The sequence below is a fragment of the Nocardioides aurantiacus genome, assembly GCF_003752505.1.
GTDB classification, from domain to species: domain Bacteria; phylum Actinomycetota; class Actinomycetes; order Propionibacteriales; family Nocardioidaceae; genus Marmoricola; species Marmoricola aurantiacus.
On record NZ_RKHO01000001.1, the window covers coordinates 227368 to 251633 of the forward strand.

Annotated in this window: 23 protein-coding genes and 1 riboswitch; of the genes, 17 read left to right on the forward strand and 6 right to left on the reverse strand. The window is 75.0% G+C overall.

All coding sequences use genetic code 11. The features are described 5' to 3' along the window. Both paaE and EDD33_RS01130 read left to right on the forward strand, forming a co-directional pair. Positions 1-1071: a 1,2-phenylacetyl-CoA epoxidase subunit PaaE gene (gene paaE, locus EDD33_RS01125; protein WP_123388765.1), complete on the forward strand. Its 1071-nt coding sequence runs from the start codon at positions 1-3 to the stop codon at positions 1069-1071. Between the two features lie 73 nt (positions 1072-1144). Next, the gene (locus EDD33_RS01130) at positions 1145-1912 is read left to right on the forward strand and encodes an esterase/lipase family protein (protein WP_123388766.1); all 768 of its coding nucleotides are present in this window, start codon (positions 1145-1147) and stop codon (positions 1910-1912) included. Here the strand turns inward: EDD33_RS01130 and EDD33_RS01135 are convergent. Continuing rightward, entirely contained in the window at positions 1900-3027 is a 1128-nt protein-coding gene (locus tag EDD33_RS01135) for an ArsO family NAD(P)H-dependent flavin-containing monooxygenase (RefSeq protein ID WP_123388767.1), read from the reverse strand. The two genes, EDD33_RS01130 and EDD33_RS01135, sit on opposite strands and share 13 nt — an antisense overlap. A 66-nt stretch (positions 3028-3093) precedes the next feature. On the opposite strand from EDD33_RS01135, the gene EDD33_RS01140 reads away from it, so the two are divergent. From EDD33_RS01140 to EDD33_RS01150, 3 genes are read left to right on the forward strand one after another with little or no spacing between them, the layout of a single operon-like run. Next, a complete protein-coding gene (locus tag EDD33_RS01140; RefSeq protein ID WP_123388768.1) occupies positions 3094-3999 on the forward strand; it encodes an NAD-dependent epimerase/dehydratase family protein in 906 nt (301 codons plus the stop codon). A 50-nt stretch (positions 4000-4049) separates the two neighbouring features. After that, positions 4050-4961 (forward strand): ABC transporter ATP-binding protein, encoded by a 912-nt coding sequence (locus EDD33_RS01145; protein ID WP_123388769.1) that lies wholly within the window; start codon positions 4050-4052, stop codon positions 4959-4961. Next, positions 4958-6550 (forward strand): ABC transporter permease, encoded by a 1593-nt coding sequence (locus tag EDD33_RS01150; protein WP_123388770.1) that lies wholly within the window; start codon positions 4958-4960, stop codon positions 6548-6550. The genes EDD33_RS01145 and EDD33_RS01150 overlap by 4 nt, the downstream gene beginning before the upstream one ends. Positions 6551-6572: 22 nt before the next feature. On the opposite strand, the gene EDD33_RS01155 is transcribed toward EDD33_RS01150, so the two are convergent. Then, entirely contained in the window at positions 6573-7292 is a 720-nt protein-coding gene (locus EDD33_RS01155; protein ID WP_211332371.1) for a GAF and ANTAR domain-containing protein, read from the reverse strand. 185 nt (positions 7293-7477) lie between these two features. Then, on the reverse strand, positions 7478-8833 hold the full coding sequence (locus EDD33_RS01160; RefSeq protein WP_123388772.1) for a cytochrome P450: 1356 nt from the start codon (positions 8831-8833) through the stop codon (positions 7478-7480). A gap of 66 nt (positions 8834-8899) precedes the next feature. On the opposite strand from EDD33_RS01160, the gene EDD33_RS01165 reads away from it, so the two are divergent. Both EDD33_RS01165 and EDD33_RS01170 read left to right on the forward strand, forming a co-directional pair. After that, positions 8900-9514, forward strand: a complete 615-nt coding sequence (locus EDD33_RS01165; RefSeq protein ID WP_170169667.1) for a TetR/AcrR family transcriptional regulator — start codon at positions 8900-8902, stop codon at positions 9512-9514. A 41-nt stretch (positions 9515-9555) separates the two neighbouring features. Further along, the gene (locus EDD33_RS01170; RefSeq protein ID WP_123388773.1) at positions 9556-10041 is read left to right on the forward strand and encodes a MarR family winged helix-turn-helix transcriptional regulator; all 486 of its coding nucleotides are present in this window, start codon (positions 9556-9558) and stop codon (positions 10039-10041) included. A gap of 9 nt (positions 10042-10050) precedes the next feature. Here EDD33_RS01170 and EDD33_RS01175 read toward each other — a convergent pair whose 3' ends face one another. Then, positions 10051-10362, reverse strand: coding sequence for an AzlD domain-containing protein (locus tag EDD33_RS01175; protein ID WP_123388774.1), 312 nt, complete (start codon positions 10360-10362; stop codon positions 10051-10053). Next, on the reverse strand, positions 10359-11111 hold the full coding sequence (locus EDD33_RS01180) for an AzlC family ABC transporter permease (RefSeq protein ID WP_123388775.1): 753 nt from the start codon (positions 11109-11111) through the stop codon (positions 10359-10361). The genes EDD33_RS01175 and EDD33_RS01180 overlap by 4 nt, the downstream gene beginning before the upstream one ends. A gap of 80 nt (positions 11112-11191) precedes the next feature. On the opposite strand from EDD33_RS01180, the gene EDD33_RS01185 reads away from it, so the two are divergent. Next, a complete protein-coding gene (locus EDD33_RS01185) occupies positions 11192-12232 on the forward strand; it encodes a YihY/virulence factor BrkB family protein (RefSeq protein WP_123388776.1) in 1041 nt (346 codons plus the stop codon). A gap of 44 nt (positions 12233-12276) precedes the next feature. Here EDD33_RS01185 and EDD33_RS01190 read toward each other — a convergent pair whose 3' ends face one another. Then, positions 12277-13287: a LacI family DNA-binding transcriptional regulator gene (locus EDD33_RS01190; RefSeq protein WP_123388777.1), complete on the reverse strand. Its 1011-nt coding sequence runs from the start codon at positions 13285-13287 to the stop codon at positions 12277-12279. Between the two features lie 141 nt (positions 13288-13428). Between EDD33_RS01190 and EDD33_RS01195 the strand changes: the two genes are divergently transcribed. The 9 genes from EDD33_RS01195 to EDD33_RS01235 all read left to right on the forward strand — a co-directional run bounded on the left by EDD33_RS01195 (position 13429) and on the right by EDD33_RS01235 (position 24257). Then, the gene (locus tag EDD33_RS01195) at positions 13429-14799 is read left to right on the forward strand and encodes an MFS transporter (RefSeq protein ID WP_123388778.1); all 1371 of its coding nucleotides are present in this window, start codon (positions 13429-13431) and stop codon (positions 14797-14799) included. Beyond that, positions 14796-15656 carry a shikimate dehydrogenase gene (locus EDD33_RS01200; RefSeq protein WP_123388779.1) on the forward strand — a complete coding sequence of 287 codons (861 nt, stop codon included), beginning with the start codon at positions 14796-14798 and terminating at the stop codon, positions 15654-15656. The genes EDD33_RS01195 and EDD33_RS01200 overlap by 4 nt, the downstream gene beginning before the upstream one ends. Then, the gene (locus EDD33_RS01205) at positions 15656-17488 is read left to right on the forward strand and encodes a sugar phosphate isomerase/epimerase and 4-hydroxyphenylpyruvate domain-containing protein (protein WP_123388780.1); all 1833 of its coding nucleotides are present in this window, start codon (positions 15656-15658) and stop codon (positions 17486-17488) included. The genes EDD33_RS01200 and EDD33_RS01205 overlap by 1 nt, the downstream gene beginning before the upstream one ends. 117 nt (positions 17489-17605) lie before the next feature. Further along, on the forward strand, positions 17606-18637 hold the full coding sequence (locus tag EDD33_RS01210; RefSeq protein ID WP_123388781.1) for a cobalamin B12-binding domain-containing protein: 1032 nt from the start codon (positions 17606-17608) through the stop codon (positions 18635-18637). After that, a complete protein-coding gene (locus tag EDD33_RS01215) occupies positions 18627-19394 on the forward strand; it encodes a sensor histidine kinase (protein WP_123388782.1) in 768 nt (255 codons plus the stop codon). The genes EDD33_RS01210 and EDD33_RS01215 overlap by 11 nt, the downstream gene beginning before the upstream one ends. Then, positions 19387-20457: an MBL fold metallo-hydrolase gene (locus EDD33_RS01220; RefSeq protein ID WP_246003301.1), complete on the forward strand. Its 1071-nt coding sequence runs from the start codon at positions 19387-19389 to the stop codon at positions 20455-20457. The genes EDD33_RS01215 and EDD33_RS01220 overlap by 8 nt, the downstream gene beginning before the upstream one ends. 7 nt (positions 20458-20464) lie before the next feature. Further along, positions 20465-20584: riboswitch (TPP riboswitch) on the forward strand. Continuing rightward, on the forward strand, positions 20585-21649 hold the full coding sequence (locus EDD33_RS01225) for a thiamine ABC transporter substrate-binding protein (protein ID WP_123388783.1): 1065 nt from the start codon (positions 20585-20587) through the stop codon (positions 21647-21649). Further along, complete coding sequence (locus EDD33_RS01230) at positions 21625-23250, forward strand: ABC transporter permease (RefSeq protein WP_246003302.1); 1626 nt, start codon at positions 21625-21627, stop codon at positions 23248-23250. The genes EDD33_RS01225 and EDD33_RS01230 overlap by 25 nt, the downstream gene beginning before the upstream one ends. Then, positions 23247-24257: an ABC transporter ATP-binding protein gene (locus tag EDD33_RS01235; protein WP_246003303.1), complete on the forward strand. Its 1011-nt coding sequence runs from the start codon at positions 23247-23249 to the stop codon at positions 24255-24257. Before EDD33_RS01230 ends, EDD33_RS01235 begins: the two co-directional genes overlap by 4 nt. The last annotated feature ends 9 nt before the right edge of the window (positions 24258-24266 follow it).

Below are 24266 nucleotides of genomic sequence, written 5' to 3' on the forward strand. Positions count from 1 at the left end.
ATGACCTCGGTCCGGGTCCGCGCGCGGTTCCACGAGCTCCGGGTGGCCGCCGTCGAGCGCCTCACCGACGACGCCGCCGCGATCACCTTCGAGGTGCCCGAGGAGCTGCGCGCGGCGTACGCCTTCGAGGCCGGCCAGTCGCTGACGCTGCGGCGCACGGTCGAGGGCCAGGAGCACCGCCGCTCCTACTCCATCTGCGCCCCCGCGGGCGCCCGGCCCCGCGTCGGGGTGCGCGAGGTCCCCGACGGGCTGTTCTCCCGCTGGCTGGTCCGCGAGCTGCGGGTCGGCGACGTGGTCGAGGTGCAGACGCCGACGGGGAGCTTCCGGGCCGACCCCGCCACCCCCGGCCGCCACCTGTGCATCGCCGCGGGCTCGGGCATCACCCCGATGCTCTCGATCGCCAGCTCGGTGCTGGCGCACCCCGAGAGCCGGGTGACGCTGCTCTACGGCAACCGCACCACCGGCTCGGTGATGTTCGCCGAGGAGCTGGCCGACCTGAAGAACCGCCACGGCGCTCAGCTCGACCTGGTCCACGTGCTCTCCCGCGAGCCCCGCGACGTGGAGCTGTTCTCGGGCCGGCTCGACGCCCAGCGGCTGCGCACGCTGCTGACGGTGCTGGTGCCCGTCGACGACCTCGACCACGTCTGGCTGTGCGGTCCCTTCGGGATGGTCGCCGACGCCCGGGCCGTGCTGGAGGAGCTCGGCGTGCCTGCCGACCGGGTGCACGTCGAGCTGTTCTACGTCGACGAGCCGCCGCCCGAGCTCGAGCGCCCCGACGCCGTCGTGGAGGGGGAGACCAGCGAGGTCACCGTCGTGCTCGACGGCCGCTCGACGACCGCCCCGATGAGCACGGGCGCCAGCGTCCTGGACGGCGCCGCGGCCACCCGCCACGACCTGCCGTTCGCCTGCAAGGGGGGCGTGTGCGGCACCTGCCGCGCGCGCGTCACCGCGGGCGAGGTCGACATGCGCCGCAACTACGCCCTCGACGACGACGAGGTCGAGCGCGGGTTCGTGCTGACCTGCCAGTCCTTCCCGGTCGGCGACGCCGTGACCGTCGACTTCGACGCGTGAGCCCGCGGTGGCCCCCGACGGAGGGCGACGAGCACCCCTGAGCACCTCGGGCCCCGGTGGGTACGACGAGACGGTGACCCCCTCGACGAAGGCCCGCCCCGCCGCCGGCACCCCCGACGCCGACCGCGCCCACGCACCCCGCCCCCACCTGTGGCTCCGCGAGGGGCTGACCGGTCTCGAGCTGGCCCACTCGGCGGCGTCGCGGCGCTACCTCGCCGGACTGCCGAGCGGCGACGGCCACCCCGTGCTCGTGCTGCCCGGCTTCCTCGCCGGCGCCAGCTCGACCGGCTTCTTGCGCGGGTTCCTGCGCAGCAAGGGCTACCGCGTCTACGACTGGGGCCAGGGTCGCAACATGGGCGTCCGGCAGGGGCTGCGAGGTCGGCTGAGCGAGCGGCTCGACCACATCGCGCAGCGCTCCGGCGAGCCGATGAGCATCGTCGGCTGGAGCGCGGGCGGCATCTACGCCCGCGAGATCGCGCGCGAGAACCCCGACCGGGTCCGCTCGGTGATCACGATGGGCACCCCGATGCGCGGCAACCTCCGGGCGACGTCGGCCTGGCCGGCGTACACGCTGCTCAACCGGGGCCGCAACGCCGTCGACCTGACGCCCGAGGTGCTCGGCAGCCGGGCGGCGCCGCTGTCCGTGCCGACCACCTGCATCTACAGCCGCTACGACGGCATCGTCGCCTGGGAGCTGTGCACCAGCCTGCCGGCGCCGACCACCGAGAACGTCGAGGTGCGCTCGACCCACCTGGGCTTCGGCCACCACCGCGCCACCCTCGCCGTCGTGGCCGACCGGCTCGCGCAGCCGGTGGGGGAGTGGCGGCCCTACGCGGGCTGAGGCCAGGTCCGCCCGACGACCTCCGCCACCGTCGCGCGAGCGGTGCGCCCGACGCCGATCAGCGTCGCGGAGGCGGGTCCGGTCCAGTCGCCGTACCCCACGAGGTGGACGCGGTGGTCGCGCTCGGCCCGGGTGCCCGACGTGCCGCCCACGGGGACCCGGCCGTCGGCGTCGCGCAGCCGCAGCGGCGCGAGGTGGCGCAGCGCCGGCCGGAAGCCGGTGCACCAGAGCACCACGTCGGCCCGCTCGGTGGTGCCGTCGGCCCAGGCGACGCCGTCGCGGGTGAGCCGCTCGAACATCGGGCGCGCGTGGAGCACCCCGCGGTCGCGGGCCTCGCGCACCTCCGGGACGACCACGACGTCGCCCAGGCCGCCGACCCCGTCGTGCGGCGTACCCCCCTCGCGGGCGCGGACCCGCGCGGTGGCCGCGTCGAAGAGGGCCCGCCCGTCCACGTCGTCGGGCAGGAACCGCGGCGGTCGCGTCGCGACCCAGGTGGTGTCGGCGACGCGGGAGACCAGGGCCAGCAGCTGGGCCGCGGAGTTGCCGCCGCCGACCACCACGACCCGCTGCCCCGCCAGCTCCTCGGGCGAGCGCAGGTCCGCGGCGTGCAGCTGGCGCCCGGCGTACAGCCCGCTCCCGGGGTACGCCGGCCGGAACGGGCGGTCCCACGTGCCGGTCGCCGACACCACCACCCGGGCCCTCACCGCCAGCCCGGGGGCACGCACGAGCAGCGGGCCGCCCGCGTCGTCGTCGGCCGCGACCACCTCGCTCACCCGGTGCGGGCGCAGCGGCGCCAGGCCGTAGCGCTGCTCGTACGCCGTCAGGTAGGCCACCACGTGGTCGCGCGGCGGGTAGCCGTCGTGGACGCCGGTCGGGTCCCGCCACGGCGGCATCATCCAGCCGGGCAGCGAGGAGTACGCCGGGGGCGAGAACAGGTGGAGGCCGTCCCACGTCCGGGGCCACGCGCCACCGGGACGGTCGGCGGCGTCGAGGAGGAGGAAGTCCTGCCGGGGGACCCGGCCGAGCCGCTGCAGGTGGTAGCCGACGGCCAGGCCCGCCTGTCCGGCCCCGACGACCACGACGGGGACCTCGAGGTGCTGCGTCCGCCCCGCCACCGAGCCAGGCTACGGCGCGGACCTCGAGGCCCGCCTGAGCCGCCGCCGCCTGGGTACGACGGGCCCATGCGCATCTTCTTCACCGGCGGCAGCGGCAAGGCCGGCCGGCACGTGGCCCCCTTCCTCGCCGACCAGGGCCACCAGGTCACCAACGCCGACCTCGTCCCGCTCGACCACCCCGGGGTCAGCGACCTGCGGGTCGACCTGACCGACGCGGGGGAGACCTGGTCGGCCCTCGCCGGCATGGCCACCTTCGAGGAGCTCGAGCACACCGAGGCGCTGCGCTACGACGCGGTCGTCCACTTCGCCGCGGTGCCGCGGATCCTGCTGACCAGCGACGCGGCGACGTACGCCACCAACGTGCTCAGCACCTACCACGTCCTCGAGGCCGCCACCCGGCTCGGGATCCCCAAGATCGTCTTCGCCTCCTCCGAGACGACCTACGGCATCTGCTTCGCCCGCGGCGAGCGCAAGCCGCTCCACGTCCCGGTCGACGAGGAGCACCCGACGGTGCCCGAGGACGCCTACGCGATGTCCAAGGTCGCGGGCGAGGTCACCGCACGCTCGTTCCAGGCCCGCACCGGCACCGACGTCTACGGGCTGCGGATCAACAACGTCATCGAGCCCCACGAGTACGCCGAGATGTTCCCGCCCTTCCTCACCGATCCCGGCCGCCGGCGCCGCAACGTCTTCGCCTACATCGACACCCGCGACCTCGGCCAGATGGTGCAGCGCTGCCTGGAGACCGACGGGCTGGGCTACCAGGTCTTCAACGTCGCCAACGCCGACATGTCCACCGCCGCCACGACCGAGCAGGTCCGCGAGCAGTTCTACGACGGCGTCGAGGTGCGCCGCGAGATGGGCCGCGACGAGACCTTCTACGCCATCGACAAGGCCCGCGAGCTGCTCGGCTTCGAGCCGCAGCACTCCTGGCGCGACGTGCTCGACGACCCGGGCGCAGGCGAGGGCTGACCCGGGCGCCCGCGCGGGCGTAGCGTGCCCAGCGGAGGAGGGGACGACCGATGCCGGGGACCCACGCGATCCGCACGCACGGGCTGGTCAAGCGGTTCGGCCGTGCCACCGCGCTCGACGGGCTCGACCTCGAGGTGGCCCGCGGGGAGGTGCACGGCTTCCTGGGCCCCAACGGCGCCGGCAAGTCGACGGCGCTGCGGGTCCTGCTCGGGCTGCTCCGCGCCGACGCCGGCACGGCCGAGCTGCTGGGCGGCGACCCGTGGCGCGACGTGGTCGAGCTGCACCGCCGGCTGGCCTACGTGCCCGGCGACGTGGTGCTGTGGCCCTCGCTGACCGGCGGCGAGGCGATCGACCTCATCGGCAACCTCCGGGGCGGCCTGGACCGGGCGCGTCGCGACGACCTCGTCGAGCGCTTCGAGCTCGACCCGACCAAGCGGGGCCGGCACTACTCCAAGGGCAACCGCCAGAAGGTCGCGATCGTCGTTGCGCTCGCAGCCGACGTCGAGCTGCTCGTCCTCGACGAGCCGACCTCGGGCCTCGACCCGCTGATGGAGGCGGCCTTCCAGGACGAGGTCGCGCGGCTGCCGGCCGAGGGCCGCACGGTGCTGCTGTCGAGCCACATCCTCGGCGAGGTGCAGGCGCTCGCCGACCGGGTGAGCATCATCCGCCGCGGCCGCGTCGTGCAGACCGGCACGCTGGCCGACCTGCGTGGGCAGACCCGGTGGGGCGTCGAGGCGGTCCTCGCCCGGCCGCCGGCCGACCCGGGCGCTCTGCCCGGCCTGCACGACGTGGTGCTCGACGACCGCGGCGGGCTGCGCGCGACCGTCGACCCCGGCGAGGTCAACCGGGCCATGGCCGCGCTGGTGGCGCACGACCTGCTCTCCATCACCGTCTCGCCGGCCTCGCTGGAGGACCTCTTCCTCCGGCAGTACGGCGATGCGCAGGCCGGCGCCACGCCGTGAGCACCCGCCTGGCCGGGGTCGGCCCGCTGCTGCGGGTCTCGCTGCGCCAGGACGCCCTGCGCACCGTGCCCTGGGTGCTGCTGGTCTGCCTGCTGCCGGTCTCCTCGGTGGTGGCCTACGACCTCGTGTTCCCCGCCGCCCGCGACCGGGCCGCGCTGGCCGCCAGCATGGGCAGCAACCCGGCGCTGTCGCTGCTGCTCGGCCCGGCCCGCGACCTGTCCACGGCCGACGGCTTCGCCGGCTGGCGCTCGGGACAGGTGGGTGCGGTGTTCGCAGGGCTGATGACGGTCCTCGTCGTGGTGCGTCACAGCCGGGCCCAGGAGGACTCCGGCCAGGCCGAGCTGCTCGCGTCCGCGGTGATGGCCCGCGGGTCGCGGCTGGCGGTCGCGCTCCTCGTCGCGGGGCTGGCCGCCGGGGCGACCGGGGTGACCTGCGCGGTCGCGACCGTGTCCGCCGGCGGCGACCCGCGGTCGTCGTGGCTGCTCGCCGCGACCTTCACCGCGTCCGGGCTGGTGTTCGCCGGCGTCGCGGCCGTCACCGCGCAGCTGGCCTCCGACGCCCGCACCGCCACGGGCCTCGCGGTCGCGGTGCTGGGCCTGTCCTACGTGCTGCGCGGCTACCTCGACGCCGCGGGAGCCCCGGCCTGGACCACCTGGCTGACGCCGCTGGGCTGGCTGGAGGCGACCCGGCCCGGAGCCGGTGACCGGCCGGCGCCGCTCCTGCTCGCCCTCGTCGCCTCGGTGGCGCTGGCCGCCGCCGCCTTCGTGCTGCAGTCCCGCCGTGACTTCGGTCAGGGCCTGCTCGCCGCGCGCACGGGCCCGGCCGAGGCCGGGTCGGTGGGCTCGCCCTGGGGCCTGGCCGTCCGGCTGCAGCGCGGACCGGTGCTGGCGTGGGTCCTCGCCGTCGTCGGGACGGGGCTGCTCCTGGGGAGCCTCACCGGCTCCGTGGGCGACCTCGTCGCCGAGAACCCCACGATGGCCGCGCTGCTGGCCTCGGGGGCGCTGAGCGCCGGCGGGCTGGCCTTCGCCTTCGTGGTCACGATGCTGCAGGTGCTCGCCCTGCTGGCGGCGGTCGCGGGCGTCCAGGTGGTGGTGCGCGCGCACGCCGAGGAGGCCGCCCACCGGCTCGAGCAGCTGCTGGCGGCCGGCCTGCGCCGGCGTACGCACCTCGCCACGCACGCGGTGATCGCGCTCGGTGCGCCGTCGCTCGCGCTGCTGCTCGCCGGCGCGGCGCTGGGGGTGGTCGCCCACGGACAGGAGCCGGACGTCGCGACCGGCGACGTGGTGCTGCAGGCCGCGGCGACCCTGCCGGCGGTGTGGCTGCTCGTCGGCCTCGCCCTCGCGGCGGTCGGCGCCGCCCCCCGCCTGCGCGCGGTCGGCTGGCTGGCCGTGGTGGGGACCTTCGTCCTCACCGTCCTGGGCCCGACGCTCGACCTGCCCGGGTGGGCGCTCGACCTGAGCCCGCTGCGCCACGTGCCCGACGTCGCGGCTCCGGGCCTCGCGTGGGGCGGCTCGGCGGCGCTGGCCGCGGTCGCGGCAGGGTTGGTCGCGGTGGCCTTCGTCGGCCTCGAGCGGCGCGACGTCGGCTAGGGGCCGGGTGGGGTCCGGCGCCTCAGACGGGCGGGGCGATCCCCTGGCGGTGCTGCTCGATCACGTCGGCGGCGAGCTGGGAGAGCTTGACGTTCATCTGCTGCGAGAGCCGCGAGAGCACCCCGAACGCCTCGGCGTCGGTGAGGTCGTGGGTCTGCATCAGCAGGCCGAGCGCGGTGCCGATGGTGCGGTTGCTCTGCAGCCCCGCCCGCATCGTCTCGGCCTCCTCGCCGTGCAGCGCGGCGGTGACCGCGACCGACGCGAACGCCGCCAGCACCGCGGCCTGGGCCATCGACTCCTCGCCGAGCGCCCCCGGGGTGCTGCTGAACAGGTTGAGCGCGCCCAGGTGGCGGCCGGCGGTGCGGAGCCGGAAGCCGCCCATGCCGCGCACGGGCGTCTCGGCCACGAGGCGGCTCGCGAGGGCCGGCCACCGGTTGGGTGCCGTGAGGTCGGCGCACAGGTGCAGGTCGGGCTCGTCGTCGCGCAGCGCGTCGAGGCAGGGCCCGTCGCCGAGCTCGAGCTCGATGGCGTCGCCGCGGCGGGCGACGTCGTCGGAGGCGGCGGCGGTGCGGCCGCGCCCGTCGGCCAGCAGCATGAGCGACGCGTGGTCGCAGCCGTCGACGACCTCGACGGCACCGCGGCACAGCACCTCGTAGGTGTCGGCCACCGACGCGGCCCGGCCGACGGCCTCGGCGAGGCGCGTGAAGGAGTCGACCAGCTCCGGGGGGTAGTCGACGGTCACGCGCACTCCTCTCGCGACGCCCGGGCACCCGGGCGACACCGGATCTTGTCACACCACGGCGTGGCGGACCGTCCGACCGGGTGTGAACGTGCCTGGAGTGGGCACCCGAGAGGTGGGCACAGATCGAGGTCTTCCTCGTCCCGCACCCCGACGCCTCCGCGGTGAAGCAGTCCGCCGCGGAGGCGTCACCCCGTCGCGACGGGCTGCGTCTGCAGCCGCGCGGGAAGGGCGCCCCACCCGCGCAGGATCCGGGTCGGCCGCCGCCGCGCCCCGGGCTCGAGGGCCAGGTCGGGGAACCGGTAGAAGACCGCGCGCAGCCCGACCTCGCCCTCCATCCGCGCCAGCGCCGCCCCGAGGCAGTAGTGGCGGCCGGACGAGAACGACACGTGGTCGCCCGCGTTGGCCCGGGCGACGTCGAACACGTCGGGGTCGGTGAAGACCTCCGGGTCGCGGTTGGCCCCGGCCAGCAGCGTGGTCACCACCGCGCCGCGGGGCACGGTCGTCCCCGCCAGCTCGGTGTCGCGCACCACGGTCCGGCCGGTCAGCAGCACCGGCGGGTCGTGCCGCAGCACCTCGTCGACGGCGTTGGGCCACAGCGCGGGGTCGTCCTGGAGGGCCCGCAGCTGGTCCGGGTGCTCGTGCAGCAGCCAGATGCCGTTGCCGAGCAGGTTGACCGTGGTCTCGAAGCCGGCGGCCAGGACCAGCCCGGCGGTGGCCTTGAGCTCCGCGTCGTCGAGACCGCGTCCGTCCTCGTCCCGGGCGGTGACGAGCTGGCTGAGGAGGTCGGCGCCGGGCGAGCGGCGTACGTCCTCGATGTGGGTGTGCAGCCACCGCTCGAACTCCGTCAGCGAGGCCTCGACCTCGCGGAAGTGGCGCCACCCCAGGCCCAGGTCGAGGCTGGGGGCGGCGCCCTCGCCGAAGCGCAGCACCCGGTCGCGGTCGGCGGCCGGCACCCCGAGGATCTCGGCGATCACCGTGACGGGCAGCAGCGCGCAGTAGCGCTCGACCAGGTCGACGGGGTGGCCGGCGCGGGCGTCGGCCCCGAGGTCGTCGAGGAGCTCGGTGGCGATCTGCTCGGTCCGCTCGCGCAGCTGCTGCACCGCGCGGGCGCTGAAGACCCGGGTGACCAGCTTGCGGTAGCGGGTGTGGTCGGGCGGCTCGGTCACCAGCAGCGACGGCGGGGTCAGCGGCCCGATGGGCGCCCGGCGTCCGGCCCACGTGGACAGCCGTCCCAGCGGGCCGGGCGCGGAGCCGATGTCGACGCCGGCGCGGACGTCGTTGCTGGTGAGCACCTCCTTCACCGTGGGGAGCGAGGCGGTGACGTAGGCGAACTGCGAGCGGTGCAGCGGGCCGTCGGCGCGGACCTCCTCGAACAGCTCGAGCGGGGCCGCGTCGCTGGAGGCGGTCGCCTCGATCAGCCGGCCGTGCAGGTCGCCGCGCTTCGCCGAGCCGCGGATCGCCCACCGCGGCAGCGCGTGGCCCAGGCCCCACCGCAGCGTGGAGGCGACCTGTCCCTCGAGTCCTGCTCGTACGCCGCTCATGTCGGGTCCCGTCCTCGTCTGCTCGATACCGTTCGGTATCCAATACCTTTCGGTATCGTGCCGCTCGTGTCAACCGTCGGTCCAGGTCGCCGCCCCCCGCGCGAGGAGGTGCGCCGCGCGCTCCTCGACGCCGCGGCGCAGGTGTTCGCCCGGCAGGGGGTCGACGGGGCCAGCGTCGGTGACGTCGCCGCCGCGGCGGGCTTCACCAAGGGCGCCGTCTACTCCAACTTCGGCAGCAAGGACGACCTGGTCGCCGCGCTCGTGGAGGACAGGGTCTCGGCCTACCTCGAGCTCGGTCTGGCCGCGGTCAGCGACACCGACGCCTCGCTCGGCGAGAAGGCCCGCGCGCTCGGCGACCGCCTGACGCGGGCCGCCGACGAGCAGCGCGACTGGCAGCTGCTCTTCCTCGAGCTGTGGCAGCGGGCCGTGCGCAGCGGCGCGGTGGACGGCGCCTTCGTCGACCGCCGGCGCGAGCTGCACGCCGCGGTCACCGACGCGGTGACCGCCCACCTCGACCAGGCCGGGGCGGAGCCGCCGCTGCCGCCCGCGGAGCTGGCCACGCTGCTGATGGCACTGTCCAACGGGCTGGCGCTGGAGCGGCAGATCGACCCCGCCGGGGTGCCCGACGACCTGTTCGGGCGGGTGCTCGCGCTGGTGGTCGGGGACCGGTCCGCGTCCTGAGCAATCGTTTGAAGTTTCAACTGATGCGGTAGGATGGGCCCATGGACGCACCGCAGTGGCTCGACGACGAGCAGCAGGCCGCCTGGCGCGCCTACCTGTTCGCCAACCAGGCGCTGCAGTCGTCCCTGGACCGGCAGCTGTCCCAGGTCGCCGGCATGCCGCACAGCGTCTACCTCGTGCTGGCGATGCTGAGCGAGGCGCCCGAGCGCACCCTCTCGATGGGCGTCTTGGCCGAGATGGTGCGCTCCTCGCCGTCGCGGCTCTCGCACGCGGTGGCCAAGCTGGAGTCGCAGGGCTGGGTCACCCGGGCCCGCCGGCCCGACAACGCCCGGGTGGTCGTCGCCACGCTCACCGACGCCGGCTTCGCCCGCGTCGAGGAGGTCGCGCCGCACCACGTCGCCCAGGTCCGTGAGGTGTTCTTCGACCGGCTCACCCGCGAGCAGGTGACGCAGCTGCGCGAGATCTTCGAGGCGGTGGGCGGTCCGCTCGCCCACGAGACCTCGGTCCCGCCGCCGGTGTGCGACTGAGCGGCTCGCTCAGGTGACCAGCCGCAGCAGCGCCGTCACCGCCACGGCCGCCACGAAGACGACCAGGACGCCCTGCCGCAGCAGCAGTGCCACCACGGCAGCGGCCATCCCGGCCAGGGTCCGCCAGTCCGCGCCGTAGCGACCTCCGTCGTCGAGCAGCTCCACCACGACCAGCCCCGCGAGCATCGCCACCGGGAGCAGGCCGGCCACCCGGCGTACGACGGGGTGGTCGAGGACCGCGGCCGGCAGTGCCACCCCGGCCAGCTTGAGCAGGTAGCAGCCGAGCGCGGCCACGACGACGCCGGTCCAGAGCCCGGTCACGCCCGGGCTCCCGGTCGGGCCCCGGGTCGGGCCCCGGGTCGGGCTCCGGGTCGGGCCAGGCCGAGCACCAGTGCCACGGCGGCGGCCGCCAGCACCGGGACGCCCGGCGGGGCGAGGGGGATCAGCACCAGCGCGACCGCGGCGCCGAGCAGCGCGGTCACGGGGGCGGTGCGCTCGCGCAGCTGCGGCCAGAGCAGGGCGAGGAAGACCGCCGGTGCGGCGACGTCGAGGCCCAGCGCCTCGGCGTCGACGCCCCGCCCGAGCAGCGCCCCGGCGAGGGTGCCTGCGTTCCACAGCACGCACAGCACCACGCCGGTGATCCAGAACGCCCGGCGACCCAGCGCCGGGTCGCGCTCGGCGACGGCCATCGCGGTGGTCTCGTCGATGACGAGGTGCGCGGCCAGCGGGCGTCGTACGCCGCGGGGCCGGACCAGCCGGCTCACCGGGATGCCGTAGAACGCGTTGCGCACCCCGAGCAGCAGCGCCGCCGACACCGCCGCGACGGCCGTGCCGCCCGCGGCGACCACCCCCACGAAGGCGAACTGCGAGGCGCCGGTGAACATCAGCAGGCTCAGCAGCATCGTCTGGCCGAGGTCGACGCCCGACCCGGTGGACACCGCGCCGAACGTCGCACCGAACGCCCCGGCGTACAGCGCGATGCCGGCGGCCGCGCGGTCGACCCGCCGCCGGTCGGCGGCGCTGGGACCAGGGGTGGGGCCGGGGGACGGGCCGGTGGTCGGGGTGGGCACGGGGCCAGCCTCCCAGCGCGCCGCCGCTCCGCGGCGCCGTCCCCGGGGTGCCCGCCGGTAGCGTTCGGCCCGTGGCGGGGATGGTGAGGGCGGCCGACGACGCCCAGCGCAGGTTTCCAGGGCTCGGCTTCCCCCTGGCGGTGGTCTACAAGTACTTCGACGACCAGGGCCCCTACCTGGCGGCGATCATCACCTACTACACCTTCGTCGCGGTCTTCCCGCTGCTGCTGCTCGGCACCTCGATCCTGGGCTTCGTGCTCCAGGGCGACCCGGAGCTGCAGCAGGCGGCGCTGGACTCCACGCTGCGGCAGTTCCCGATCGTCGGTGACCAGCTCGGTCGGCCCGAGGGGCTGCAGGGGTCGGTCGCCGCGGTGGTCACCGGTGGCCTGATCGCGCTCTACGGCTCGCTCGGCCTCGGCACCGCCATCCAGAACGCGATGAACGTCGCCTGGTCGGTGCCGCGCAACAGCCGCCCCAACCCGTTCCTGCTGCGGCTCAAGAGCCTGTTCCTGCTGCTGATCGCCGGTGGTGCGGTGCTGGCCGTCACGGCCGTCTCGGTCACCGGCCAGAAGCTGCTCTCCGACGCCGGCGTCGGCGGCGGTCGCACGCTGGTCTCGGTCGTCACGGTGCTGCTGGTCGGCGGCATCCTGACGGTGCTGTTCCGGCTCGCCACCGCGCGCGAGCACCCGTGGTACTACGCCGCTCCCGGTGGCTTCTTCGTCGCGGTGCTCTGGCAGGGGCTGCAGCTGCTGTCCACGGCGTACGTCAACCGGGTGCTGAGCGAGACCTCCTCGATGAACCAGACCTTCGGCCTGGTCCTCGGCCTGATCGGCCTGATCTTCCTCGCCGCCGTCATCGCCGTCCTCGGCATGGAGCTCAACGTCGTGCTCGTGCGCCACCTGTGGCCGCGCGCCCTGCTCACGCCCTTCACCGACTCCGTCGAGCTCACCGAGGCCGACCGCAAGGCCTACACCAGCTACGCCCGCGCCCAGCGCCACAAGGGCTTCGAGCAGGTGAAGGTCTCCTTCGGCGAGCCCCCCAGCATCCTCGGCTCCGGCTCCGAGGACCACCACGACACCGACTCCGCCCCCGAGCCCGAGCCCGAGCCCGATCGCTCCTAGGCCCCGGCGTCTTCGTGGACCCGGCCGGGCACGACGGTGGCGGGTCAGGTGGGGGCGGGGCCCGACGAGGCGCGGACGACGAGCTGGGTGGGCAGCACCCGGACGGGAGCGTCCTCGCCGGTGGGGGTGGCGCCGGGGCGGGTGAGGGCGGCGAGCGCCTCGACGGCGCGGGCGCCGGCCTCGGTGGTGCGCTCGGCGAGCGTGGTCAGCGGGGGGTGGCAGAAGTCGGCGCCGAAGACGTCGTCGAAGCCGACGACGCTCAGCTGCTCCGGGACGCGTACGCCGCGCTCGGCCAGGCGCTGGAGCACGCCGATCGCCAGCACGTCGTTGTGCGCCACGACCGCGGTCGCGCGGGTGGTGAGGACGGCGTCGGCGGCGGCCGGGCCGGAGGCGGTGGTGGGCGTGTAGGGCCCGAACCGGGTGGCCTCGAGGCCGTGCTCCGCCGCGGCCGCGTGCAGCCCGGCCCAGCGTCGCGCGCCCGACCACGACTCGGCCGGGCCGCCGAGGAAGACGAAGGAGCGGTGGCCGTGGGAGGCGAGGTGGGCGACGATCTGGCCGGTGCCGGAGGCGAAGTCGGCGACCACGCTGGTCAGCCCGGGTGAGGCCCGGTTGACCAGCACGATCCGGTTGAGCTCGCTCGCCCGCTGCAGCGCCTCGTCGGGCATCCGGGAGGCGGTCAGCACGAACCCGTCGACGGCCGCGCCCAGCCGCCTGACCAGGCGTTCCTCGTGCACGGGGTTCTCCTGGGCGTCGCCGATGACCAGCGTCAGTCGGGCCTCGGCGGCGGCGCGCTCGGCGCCCTTGACCACCCCGGAGAAGTAGGGGTTGGTGATGTCGGGGACGACCAGCGCGACGGTGTTCGTGCGGCCGGACTCGAGGGCCTGCGCCGTGGGGTTGGGGGAGTAGCCGAGCCGCTCGGCGACGGCGAGCACGTGCTCCCGCGTGACGTGGTTGACCCGGCCCGGGTTGCTGAACGCGCGCGACACCGTCGAGGTCGCGACCCCGGCCGCCTCGGCGACCGAGGTGATGGTGGCGCGACGGCGGGGGGCGGGCACGAGGCCATGCTGGCACGCGTCTGGCAACTTTTGGCAAACGATTGCCATGTGACGGCGGCCACACCTACGTTCGCCCGGACCGCGAGGAGCGAGACCTCGGGCCGGGAGACAAGTCGGCGAGGCCGACGGAGAGGCACCACCATGAGCACCATCGACACCGCCGCCGCGGGGCACCACGACGAGTCCCGCCGTACGCCGAAGCGCGCGGCCCTCGCCGCCTGGAGCGGCTCCGCGCTGGAGTACTACGACCTGGCGATCTACGGCACCGCCGCCGCCCTGGTCTTCCCCCAGATCTTCTTCCCCGAGGGCAACGACTCGGCCGCCACGATCGCGGCGTTCGCGACCTTCGGCGTCGCCTACGTCGCCCGGCCGTTCGGGTCCTTCCTGATGGGCCACATCGGCGACCGGCTCGGCCGCAAGACGATCCTGATCGGCACGCTGCTGCTGATGGGCGTCTCCACGTTCCTCATCGGCTGCCTCCCGACGTACAGCCAGATCGGGCTGTGGGCCCCGGCGCTGCTCGTGCTGCTCCGGCTGCTCCAGGGCCTCTCGGCCGCGGGCGAGCAGGCCGGCGCCAACTCGATGTCCTTCGAGCACGCCCCCGACGACCGTCGCGGCTTCTTCACCAGCTGGACCCTCAGCGGCACCCAGGGCGGCCAGGTGCTGGCGCCCGCGATCTTCCTGCCGCTGGCCGCGGTGCTGCCCGAGGACGCGCTGCTCAGCTGGGGCTGGCGGGTGCCGTTCTGGCTCAGCGCCGTCATCGTCGTGCTGGGCTTCGTGATCCGGGCCCGCCTCGACGAGACGCCCGCCTTCCAGGACGACGTCGCCGACAGCGACGAGCCGAAGCGGGCGCCGCTCAAGGAGCTGTTCGCCGACCACTCGCCCGCGGTGCTGCGCGTCTTCTTCGCCGCCTTCATCGCGATGGTCAACACCATGTTCCAGGTCTTCGCGCTCAACTTCGCGACGGCCGACGACTACGGCATCGGCTTCGACTCCTCCTTCATGCTGTGGCTGGCGATCGTGGCCAACCTGGTCGCCATCGCGGTGATCCCGTTCTGGGCGATGCTCTCGGACAAGGTCGGTCGCAAGCCGGTCTTCCTGACCGGTCTGGCCGGCAGCGCCGTGCTCGTCACCGCCTTCCTCGGCGCGATCCGGGCGGGCAACGAGCCGCTCACCTTCGTGCTCGGCGTGGCCCTGGCCGGCGTCGTCTACTCGATGCCCAACGCGGTGTGGCCCGCCACCTACGCGGAGTACTTCCCCACCAGCGTCCGCCTCTCCGGCATGGCCATCGGCACCCAGTTCGGCTTCGCGCTGGCCGGGTTCACCCCGACCATCGCCGGTGCCCTGATGGGCGGCGAGGCCGACAACTGGTGGCGCGTGGCGGCCTTCGCCGTCGGGGCCTGCGTGATCTCCGCGATCGCGGTGCTCACCGGGCCCGGCAGGACGCACACCGTGCCGACGCACCTGGTCGGCGTCCGTGCGGCCCGCACCCCCGCCCCGGCCGCGGCATGAGCATCGGCTCGTTCTCGCTCGGCCTGGTCGGCGGTGGCATCGCCCGCTCGCTCACCCCGGCGATGCAGGAGCGGGAGGGTCGCGAGCAGGGCCTCGCCCTGACCTACCGGCTCGTCGACGCCGAGCGGCCCGACGGGCGGGGCTTCGGGGTCGACGACCTGCCCGAGGTGCTGACCGGGGCGGAGCGGTTCGGCCTCGACGGGCTCAACGTCACCCACCCGTTCAAGCAGGCCGTGGTGCCGCTGCTCGACGACCTCTCCGAGGCCGCGGCCGACCTCGGTGCCGTCAACACCGTGGTGCTGCGCGACGGGAAGCGGGTCGGCCACAACACCGACACCACGGGGTACGCCGCGGCCCTCGCCGCCGGGCTGCCCGACGCGCCCCGGGACCGCGTGGTGCTGGTCGGGGCGGGCGGCGCCGGGGTCGCCGTCGGCTACGGCCTGCTCGCCGAGGGGGTGGGCCGGCTCGGCGTCCACGACGTCGACGCGGACCGGGCGCACGCGTGCGTCGTACGGCTGGCGAAGCGGTACGGCGACCACGCCGTGGAGGTCGTCACCGACCTGCCCGGCGCGCTCGCCGGGGCCGACGGCTTGGTCAACGCCACGCCGGTCGGGATGCACGGCCACGCCGGCCTGCCGGTCCCGGCCGAGCTGGTGCGCGGGGACCTGTGGGTCTCCGACGTCGTCTACTTCCCGCTCGAGACCGAGCTGGTCGCGCTGGCCCGCTCGCGGGGCTGCCGGGTGCTGCCCGGTGGCGCGATGGCGGTGCAGCAGGCCGTCGGCGCGTTCGAGCTGTTCACCGGCCGACCGGCCGACGCGGAGCGGATGCAGCGCCACTTCCGGGAGCTGACCGCCTGATGCGCACCGGCGTCGCCACGCTGTCCCTCAGCGGTCGCCTCGTGGACAAGCTGCACGCGGCGGCCACGGCGGGGTTCGACGGCGTCGAGGTCTTCGACAACGACCTCATCGGGTGCCCGCTGTCCCCGGCCGAGGTGGCCCGGCTCGCGGCTGACCTCGGCCTGACGATCGACCTCTTCCAGCCGGTGCGCGACGCGGCCGGCGTCGCCCCGGACGCCTGGCCCGCGACCCGGCGCCGGGTGGTGGCCAAGCTCGAGGTCGCCCGCGAGCTCGGCGCGCCCGTGGTGCTGCTGTGCTCCCACGTCGGCGCCGGCTCGGTCGACGACCCCGACCTCACCGCGTCCCAGCTGGCCGAGCTGGGCGACGAGGCGGCGGGACGCGGGCTGGTGCTGGCCTACGAGGCGCTGGCCTGGGGACGCCACGTCAATCGGCTCGCCCAGGCCTGGGACGTCGTACGCCGCGCCGACCACGCGGCCGTCACCGTGGCGGTCGACACCTTCCACGTGCTGGCCCGGGGCGACGACGCGACCGCGCTCGACGGCGTGCCGGGGGAGCGGATCGGCTTCCTCCAGGTGGCCGACGCGCCGCTGAAGCAGATGGACGTCCTGGAGTGGAGCCGCCACTTCCGCTGCTTCCCCGGCCAGGGGATGCTCGACGTCACCGGCGTCGTGGCCGCCACCTTGGAGGCCGGCTACCGCGGACCGGTCTCGCTCGAGGTGTTCAGCGACGTGGTCCGCGAGTCCGACCAGGCCGTCACGGCGCGCGACGCCTACCGCTCCCTGGTCTTCCTCGCCGACGAGCTCGCCGCCCGGTTGACCGGCCCGGCCGCCGCGCTGGTCGAGCCGGCCCCGCCCGCCCCCGAGCGGGTCGGCCTGGCCTTCCTCGAGGTCGCCGACCCCACCGGCGACCCCGCCCTGGAGGCGCTGCTGCGCGGGCTCGGCCTCACCCGGGTCGGCCGGCACCGCAGCAAGCCGGTGCAGTGGTGGCGCCAGGGGGAGGCCCACGTGGTGGTCAACCAGACCCCCGGCACCGATCCGCGGGCGCACGCCGTCGGGCTGGCCACGCCCCGGGTCGACACCGTCGCCGCCCGGGCCGAGGCGCTGCTCTGGCCCGAGGTCGACCGGACCCGCGGGGCGGGGGAGGCGCTGCTGCCCGGCATCACCACGCCCGGCGAGACCCACCTGTTCCTCTCCGCCGACCCCGGCGCCCCCGACCACTGGCAGGACGACTTCGTCGTCGAGGACGAGCCGGCGACCGAGGGGCGCTGGACCGGGCTCGACCACGTCGGCCTGGCCGTGCCGCCGCGCCGGCTGGACGAGGAGATCGGCTTCCTGCGCACCGTGCTGGGCCTGGAGGCCGCCCCGGTGGAGGAGTTCTGGGAGCCGCAGGGCCGGCTGCGCAGCCGCGCGCTCGAGCCCCGTCACGGTGGTGCGCGCATCGTCGTCAACGTGGCCGAGGGGCCCGACGGCGGCGCCGTCGACCCGGTCGTCGGAGTGACCCAGGCGGCCTTCGCCTGCACCGACCTGCTGGCCGAGGTGCGCGCCCTGCGCCAGCGCGGCGTACGCCTGATGCAGGTACCCGACAACTACTACGTCGACGTCGCCGCCCGCACCGGCCTCGACGCCGACCGCGTCGCCGAGCTGCGTGAGCACCAGGTGCTCTGCGACCGGGTGGGCGACGGGGACGCAGGGGCCGCCGAGCTGCTGCACGTCTACACCGACGTGCTCGCCACCGGGTTCTACGTCGAGCTGCTGGAGCGTCGGGGCGGGTACGCCGGCTACGGCAGCGCGAACACGCAGGTCAGGCTGGCCGTCCAGCGCGGCCCGGCGTAGTCATTGTTGGTCATTTATAGAGCGACCTGTCCGGATAAGTCCGTTTTCGACAGTTGAGAACCGAACTTTCTGGTCAGCGACGTCGCGCACACCCGTCCACCGACCTACCCTGGCAGCATGACCGCGATCTGGGAGTCCCCTGCCCTGGGCGGCATCCCCCTCGACCCGCGGGTCATGGCCGAGGAGGTCGCGGCCGACCTGGGCCTGCTGTCCGGCTCGGTCATCGAGGTCGTCCGGCTCCACCTCGAGGCGCTCGACAGCGCGTTGTCGCTCGGCGTCCCGGAGCTCCTGGCCGACCAGCTGCGGTGGCAGACCGTGCGGCTCGAGAGCGCCGGCGCCCCCTTCGGCCCCGAGGACGTCGACAAGGCGGTCCGCGAGGCGCTCGGACCCCACCTCACCCCGCGCCAGCTGGCCCAGGTCGAGGAGCTGCAGAACAGCGCGGCCGTGCTCGGCGCCAGTGGTGCCCACGCCGACTCGCTGGTCGCCCTGCCCGTCGGACCGGCCCACGACTACCTCGCGGCCGCCCTCGCCGGCCACCGCGACGAGGCGATCGCCGTGGTCCGCGAGGCGATGATGTCCGAGGTCAGCGTCGCCGACATCATGCTCGGCATCCTCCAGCCCGCCCAGGTCGAGCTCGGTCGGCTCTGGGAGGCGGGCGAGATCTCGATCGCCCACGAGCACTACACCACCGCCATCACCCAGCTCGCCCTGTCGCTGCTCTACCCGCGGCTGCTGCTCAACCGCACCCTGCTGGGCAGGAGCGTCGTGGCGACCAGCGTCGGCTCGGAGGCCCACGAGGTGGGCATCCGGATGATCTCCGACCTCATGGAGCAGGCCGGGTGGCGCACCGCCTACCTCGGCGCCGACGTCCCGCACGCCGACGTCATCGAGCGGGTCGCGCAGCACCGCGCCGACGTGCTGGCCGTCTCGGCCACCATGGCCGGCCACATCCGCGGGGTCCGCGAGCTGATCACGCTGCTGCGGGCCGACCCGCGCTGCGCCGGCGTCCGCGTCCTCGTCGGAGGACGCCCGTTCACCATCAACCCACAGCTGGCCGACCTGGTCGGTGCCGACGGCTGGGCCCCCGGGGCCGCCGAGGCGCTCGAGATCTGCCGGACGTGGACGGAGGACAGGTCCCGTGCCCGTTGAGGAGCCCGGACACGAGCTGCTCCTGAGGGAGCTGGGTCGCATCAACAGCGAGCTGGCCTCCCAGCGACGCCTCAGCGCCATGACGGTGCACGACCTCGGCAACCCCGCGCAGGTGATCATGGGGCTGAGCGAGCTGCTGCTCGACCACCCCACGCTCGACCCGTTCGTGCGCACCCGCGTGGAGCAGCTGCACCGCTCCGCGCTCACGATGTCGGCGCTGATCTCCGACCTCAACAACGGCTTCTCGATCGACGACCAGAACCACCTCGACGTGCAGCGCATCGACCTCGTCGAGCTGGTCACCTCGCTGGTGGAGCGTCAGCGGGTGCTGGCCAACGCCAAGGACATGACGATCCTGCTGCTGGTCGACCAGCCGCGTGACGCCGGCTGCTGGGTCGACGGCGACCCGGTCAAGCTGGAGCGCGCGCTGGGCAACCTGCTCGGCAACGCCATCAAGTTCTCCCCGCCGCGCAGCACCGTCTCGGTGGCGCTCGACCGCGGGCTCGACAACGCCAAGATCGCCGTCCACGACGAGGGCCCCGGCATCAGCCGGCTCGGCCTGCAGCGCATCTTCGAGGTCTTCCACCGCGAGCGCGGCACCGACCACGTGCCGGGCCTGGGCCTCGGGCTGTTCATCACCAAGCAGATCGCCGAGAGCCACGGCGGCTCGGTCGACGCCCGCTCCGAGCCGGGCCGCGGCTCGACCTTCCTGCTCGAGATCCCGCTGGCCGTCGAGGCCTACGCCGACCTTGCCTGACCGGGTCGCTCCCCGCGACCTGCCCAGCACGGGACGCGGCGCGTGGGCCGAGCCCGGGGTCGAGGAGGTCGCGCCCGGCGTCCACCGGCTGCCGCTGCCGCTGCCGATGGACGGCCTGCGCGCGGTCAACGTCTACGTCGTCGAGGGCGAGGACGGCCTGACCCTGGTCGACGGCGGCTGGGCGATCCCGACCTCGCGCCAGGTCTTCGAGGACGGGCTGCGCCGGCTCGGGCACGCGCCCTCCGACGTACGCCGGTTCCTGGTCACCCACATGCACCGCGACCACTACACCCAGGCCCGCGTCCTCGGCACCGAGCTGGGCTGCCCGGTCGTGCTGGGCTCCGGCGAGCGGCCCAACCTCGCGAGCGTGCACGCCGACGCCGAGGCCGGCGACACCCGGCAGGCCGGCACCCACGCGCGGCTGCGCTCCGCCGGGGCCGAGCACCTGCACGAGGCGTGGCTGGAGCTGGCGCCGCGCCGTCCCGACGCCCTCGACGCCTACGCCGCCCCCGACACCTGGCTCGAGCACGACCAGGACCTCGACGTGGCCGGCCGTCGGCTGCGCGCCGTGGCGACGCCCGGGCACACCCGCGGCCACTACGTCTTCGCCGACGAGGCCGCCTCGCTGCTCTTCGCCGGCGACCACGTGCTCTCGACGATCACGCCCTCGATCGGGTTCGAGCCGGCGTACGTCCGGCAGCCGCTGCGCGACTACCTCTCCTCGCTCGCCAAGGTCCTGGCGCTGCCCGACCTCACGCTGCTGCCCGCCCACGGCCCGGTCACCGCCTCCTCCCACGCCCGCGTCCACGAGCTGCTCGAGCACCACGACGTGCGGCTCGCGCAGTCGCTCGAGGCCGTGCGCGCCGGCGCCCGCACGGCCTGGGAGGTGGCCTGCGCGCTGCCCTGGACCCGCCGCGAGCGACACATCGACGAGCTCGGCCCGTTCGACCAGGCGCTGGCCGCCTTCGAGACGCTCGCCCACCTCGAGCTGCTCGCGCTGCGGGCCGACCTCGCCCGGGTCGCGGGGGACACCGTGCAGTTCGCGCTCCCGCGCCGCGGCTAGGGTGGGCAGCGTCCGACAGGGGAGCGCCGGGGGCCAGTGAGCCGGAGGCGCTGAGAGTGCGGGAGAGCCGCAGACCCTCGAACCTGCTCCGGTTAGTACCGGCGAAGGAAGTCGAAGGAGACTCCCGATGCGCATCCGCGTGCGTTCCCTGTCCACCCTGCTCACCGTCGGTGCCCTCACCGCGACCCTGGCCGCGTGCGGCTCGTCGGGATCCTCCGACGCCGGCGCGACCGAGGATCGCACGACCCTCACCGTCGTCACCCACGACAGCTGGGCCGTCCCCGACGACGTGCTCGCCGCGTTCACCGAGCAGAGCGGCATCACGGTGAAGGTCCAGCCGCAGGGTGACGCGGGCCAGCTGACCAACAAGCTGGTGCTGACCAAGGACTCGCCGCTGGCCGACGGGGTCTACGGCATCGACAACACCTTCGGGTCCCGCGCCGTCGACGAGGGCGTGCTCGCGGCGTACGACGCGGACCTGCCCGCCTCGGCCGAGCAGCTCCGGCTCCCCGGCGGCGAGGACCGGCTGACCCCGGTCGACTACAGCGACGTGTGCGTCAACGTCGACGACAGCTGGTTCGAGAAGGAGGGCAAGCAGCCGCCCACGGACCTCGACGACCTGACCGACCCGGCCTACGAGGGCCTGTTCGTGACCCCCGGCGCCACCACCTCCTCGCCGGGCCTGGCCTTCCTGCTCGCCACCGTGGCCGCCAAGGGCGCCGACTGGCCCGACTACTGGCAGGCGCTGGTCGACAACGGCGCCAAGGTGACCTCCGGCTGGTCCGACGCCTACGAGGTCGACTTCACCGCCGGCGGCGGCGGGGGCGACCGGCCGATCGTGCTGTCCTACTCCTCCTCGCCGCCGTTCACCGTGCCCGAGGGCGGCACCGAGCCGACCACGAGCGCGCTGCTGGACACCTGCTTCCGACAGGTGGAGTACGCCGGGGTGCTGGCCGGCGCCGAGAACCCCGAGGGCATGCAGGAGTTCATCGACTTCATGCTCGGGCGGGAGTTCCAGCAGGCGCTGCCCGACACCATGTACGTCTACCCCGTCGACGCCGACGTGGCCCTGCCCGAGGCCTGGGCGGAGTTCGCCCCGGCGGCCGAGGAGCCGCTCGCCGTCGAGCCGGCCGACCTCGACGCGAACCGCGAGAAGTGGCTGCGCGAGTGGCGCGACATCGTCACGCAGTAGCCACCGCGCTGCTGGCGGCGCTGCCGCTGGCGGCCCTCGCGCTGTTCTTCGTCTACCCGGTCGCCGGGATGGTGGGGCGCGGGTTCGTGCCCGACGGACGGTTCGAGCCGGGCGCGGTGCTCGAGGTGCTGACCCGACCGCGGGTGCACCGGGTGCTGTGGTTCACGCTCTGGTCGGCCACGGCGGGGACCCTGCTGTCGCTGGTGCTGGGGCTGCCCACGGCGTACGCCCTGCACCGGCTGCGGTTCCCCGGACGCGACCTGCTCCGGGCCGTGGTGGTGGTGCCGTTCGTGCTGCCGACCGTGGTCGTGGGCGTGGCCTTCCGCCAGCTGATCGCGTCCTCGGGCCCGCTGGGCGGGCTGGGGCTCGACGGCAGCGCGGTGGCGATCGTCGCGGCGCTGGCGTTCTTCAACGTCAGCGTCGTGGTGCGCACCGTCGGCACCTTCTGGGAGTCGATGGACCCGCGGCGCGAGGAGGCCGCCGCGGCGCTGGGCGCCACCCCGTGGCAGGTGCTGCGCACCGTGACGCTGCCGGCGCTGCGCCCGGGCGTCGTCTCGGCCGCCAGCGTGGTGTTCCTGTTCTGCTCGACCGCGTTCGGGGTGGTGCTGACCATGGGCGGGCTGCGCTACGCCAACGTCGAGACCGAGATCTACCTGCTCACCACCCAGGAGCTCGACCTGACCGCCGCGGCCGCCCTGTCGGTGCTGCAGCTGCTCGTGGTCACCGGCCTGCTCGTCCTGGCCGCGCGCGTACGCCGCTCCCCGCCGACCGCCCGCACCGCCCGGCCGCTGCCCCGGCCGCGCTGGACCCACGCCCCGGTGCTGCTGTGGACCGCGCTCACCCTGGTGCTGCTGCTCGCCCCGCTGGCCTCGCTCGTGGCCGCCTCGCTGCGCCGCGGCGAGGACTGGGGACTGCAGAACTACCGCGCGCTGGCGACGACCGGCGCCGACAACGCGCTGCTGGTGCCGGTGACCGAGGCGCTGGTCACCTCGCTCGAGATCGCCCTGGTCGCGGCCTCGCTGGCGCTGCTGCTCGGCACCGTCGTGGCCTACCTCGTCTCGCGACCGGGCGGCGGTCGGCCGCGGCAGCTGCTCGACGGCGTCTTCATGCTGCCGCTGGGCGTCTCCGCGGTCACGGTCGGCTTCGGGTTCCTGGTCACCCTGGACCGCCCGCCGCTCGACCTGCGCAGCTCCGCGCTGCTCGTGCCCGTCGCCCAGGCGATGGTGGCGCTGCCGCTGGTGGTGCGCACGGTCGCGCCGGTGCTGCGCTCGGTCGACGACCGGCAGCGGCAGGCGGCCGCCTCGCTGGGCGCCGGGCCGCTGCGGGTGCTGGCGACCGTGGACGTGCCGGCGGCCTGGCGGGCGCTGCTGGCCGCGGCGGGCTTCGGCTTCGCGGTCTCGCTGGGCGAGTTCGGCGCGACCAGCTTCCTCGCCCGCGACGACGACCCGACCCTGCCGGTGGTGATCTACCGGTTGATCGGCCGTCCGGGCGCGGAGAACTTCGGCATGGCGATGGCCGCCTCGGTCGTGCTCGCGGCCACCACGACCGCGGTGATGCTCGCGGTGCAGCGGCTGCGCGGCGGGTCGGTGGGGGTGCTGTGAGCGCGGCGGGACTGCGCGTCGAGGGTCTCTCGGTCACCTTCGAGGGCACCGCGGTTGTCCAGGACGTCGACCTGACGCTCGCGCCGGGGTCGGTGCTGGCCGTCCTCGGGCCCTCGGGCTGCGGCAAGTCGACGCTGCTGCGCACGGTCGCCGGCCTCGAGCGCCCGGCCGCCGGGCGGGTGCTGCTCGAGGGCCGCGACCTCGCCCGGGTGCCCACGCACCGACGGGGCTTCGCGCTGATGTTCCAGGACGGGCAGCTGTTCGAGCACCTCGACGTCGCCGGCAACGTCGGCTACCCGCTCCGGCTGCGACGCACCGGACGGGCGGAGCGTCGTCGTCGCACCGCCGAGCTGCTCGACCTCGTCGGCCTGGGCGGGTACGCCGCCCGCTCGCCCGCCACCCTCAGCGGCGGCGAGCGGCAGCGGGTCGCGCTGGCCCGCGCGCTCGCCGTCGAGCCGCGGCTGCTGCTGCTCGACGAGCCGCTGAGCGCCCTGGACCGTGGGCTGCGCGAGCGGCTGGCCGCCGACCTGCACGACATCCTGCGGGCCGCCGGGGTGACCGCGGTGCTGGTGACCCACGACCAGGAGGAGGCGTTCGCCGTCGCCGACACGATGGCGGTGATGCGCGAGGGGCGGCTGGTCCAGCAGGGCAGCCTGGCCGAGGTGTGGGCGCACCCGGTCGACGGCTGGACCGCCCGCTTCCTCGGGTACGCCGAGGTGCTGGACGGCGACCGGGCGCGGACCTTCCGCCGGCTGGTCGCCCCCGAGGCGTCCTGGGAGGCGGTCGCGCTCCGACGGTCGGCGCTGCGGCTGGACCCGGCCGGCTCGTTGGAGGCCACCGTCGAGGAGGCCCGGCTGACCCCCGAGCTGGTCCGGCTCCGCCTGGACGTCGACGGGCTGGGGGTGCTGCCCGGCGTGGCGTCCCCGGCGGCCGTCGTACGGGCGGGGGAGCGGGTGCGGGTCAGCCTGGATCCGGCCCGGACCGCGCCGCTGCCCGGGCCCGCCTAGACTGCCGCT